The organism is Sporosarcina koreensis (genome assembly GCF_001531445.1).
GTDB lineage: Bacteria > Bacillota > Bacilli > Bacillales_A > Planococcaceae > Sporosarcina > Sporosarcina koreensis_C.
The window spans coordinates 1-243 of record NZ_LQYA01000345.1 but is presented as its reverse complement, the minus strand read 5'-3'; the positions used below and the strand labels follow the sequence as shown (position 1 = coordinate 243).

Here is a 243-nt window from a genome sequence, read left to right as displayed (position 1 = left end):
AGATGAATTGACTGGATATAGCGAAAGAGTGGAGTCTGATTTAATAGTTCCAGTGAGACGACAAATGAAAAATATTGAAGTGCCGAATGGCGAGAAAGCTCTGTTTGGTTTAGGTAAGGAAATAACAAAGACAGAAAGAAAGCCAACTGAAAATGTAATCATTTTAAGAACAGATTATAAAAAGTTGGTTACTGCTGCTCAAGATAATGAAAAGTTAAAAACACATTTAAAAAATATATTAAA

General features: G+C 31.3%; 1 pseudogene. It reads left to right on the top strand.

From position 1 onward, the window contains the following. Nucleotides 1-243, top strand: a pseudogene (locus tag AWV70_RS23270) (plasmid recombination protein); the annotation flags it as partial.